This window comes from Thermogutta sp. (assembly GCF_039793925.1).
Lineage (GTDB): Bacteria > Planctomycetota > Planctomycetia > Pirellulales > Thermoguttaceae > Thermogutta.
The window spans coordinates 1-1,259 of sequence record NZ_JBAMME010000126.1; the positions used below are offsets into that span (position 1 = coordinate 1).

The following is a 1,259-nucleotide window of genomic DNA, read 5'->3' on the forward strand; positions in this document are numbered from 1 at the left end:
CTGAAATCGTGTTCCATCTGGCGCGAATGCTGGCAACCGTTCCATCGTCTCATAACGATACATCCCAACGGTCAACCGGACATAGGGAATATCCAGGGCATTCGGCATCCGGAGACGATGGATTTCTTCAAACGGCTGACGAGGAACCCGGAGCATAGTGGGATAGTTCCCGTACAGGGGGTATGTGTCTTCCTGAGCCACAACGACATCCCCGTGAGGCTCCAGGGCGTGGACAAAAACGGCATAGTTTCCGCGGATGGGTTCCAGGGCCTCCCAGACCAGACGGACCGTCACGGTCTCTCCAGGTTCCGCGTACCCGGGCTCTACATACGCCGAATGAAGGATTATCTTCCCATCAACCGTCGCGATAGGGCAGTGGGCTCGGGGAGCCGGACGGGGCACATAAACCGGGAAGAGCACTTCTATTAATACGATGAGATGGAGAGCATACCAGGCAAGCAGGGTCACAGCGTAAACATAGCGCCGGACCGGATGAGGCCATAGCCCCTCATAGCCGATAGCCCAAAAGAAGAACGCAGACACGCCGCTGGCTCCTACATACCGAGGACCGCCAACAAAATAACGCAAGCCGAGCGAGATGGAAGCGATCAAAAGAACAACCGTATGGAGAAGCATCGGCCAGGCGAAAGAGGACATATCTCCGCGAAACGTTCGGAGCAATCCCCCCAGCCAGCCAGAAACAGGATCGCGATTGGGATATAAATCCAATCGGGAGCGAAGATGAACCCCTGTCCGAGGCTCACAAATAACGCCCGCATAAATAAGGGGGGTTCGGACAGGATCCCCTGGGAGAGGGAGACCGGGTCCCGGCGGGTTAACGCCAGACGGGCGAGGGGATCCCCGTAAAGGAAGGCGTTACGAAGAAACAGAGGCGAGATCATCAGGGCAAGGGCTATGATGTAGGGAACAAACCGTTGGACACTGTGGCCCCGTCGGACTTCCCGGAAAAGCAGCAGCCCGGCCGGGATCAGCCAGAACAGAACCTCTGTCCTGGTGTAGACACCCATCGTCATCAGAATCGTCGCTCGTAACAGGGATTTTTGAGTGGTCCTGCGTTTCCATATCCATGACAACTCAGAAAAAATCAAGGCGTTGGATGGGAATCAAGAGGGCTGTGTTGTTGATCCCCGTTTGGACGAAGAGGGTGGAGGGTGTAAGGACAAAGAGACTGGTGAGCAAGGCGCTCCCTAAGGGGCTGAGCCAGGCCCGTGCCCCCCGGTAAACTCCCCAGATCGTCA

General features: G+C 56.5%; 2 protein-coding genes. Both read right to left on the reverse strand.

Features of this window, described 5'->3' with window-relative positions:
• The coding region (locus tag ABJK56_RS04740) for a hypothetical protein (RefSeq protein WP_347243516.1) at window positions 1-543 on the reverse strand (543 nt) is incomplete at its 3' end.
• 65 nt (window positions 544-608) lie between these two features.
• Window positions 609-1,034, reverse strand: coding sequence for a hypothetical protein (locus ABJK56_RS04745; protein WP_347243517.1), 426 nt, complete (start codon window positions 1,032-1,034; stop codon window positions 609-611).
• Window positions 1,035-1,259 lie beyond the last annotated feature (225 nt).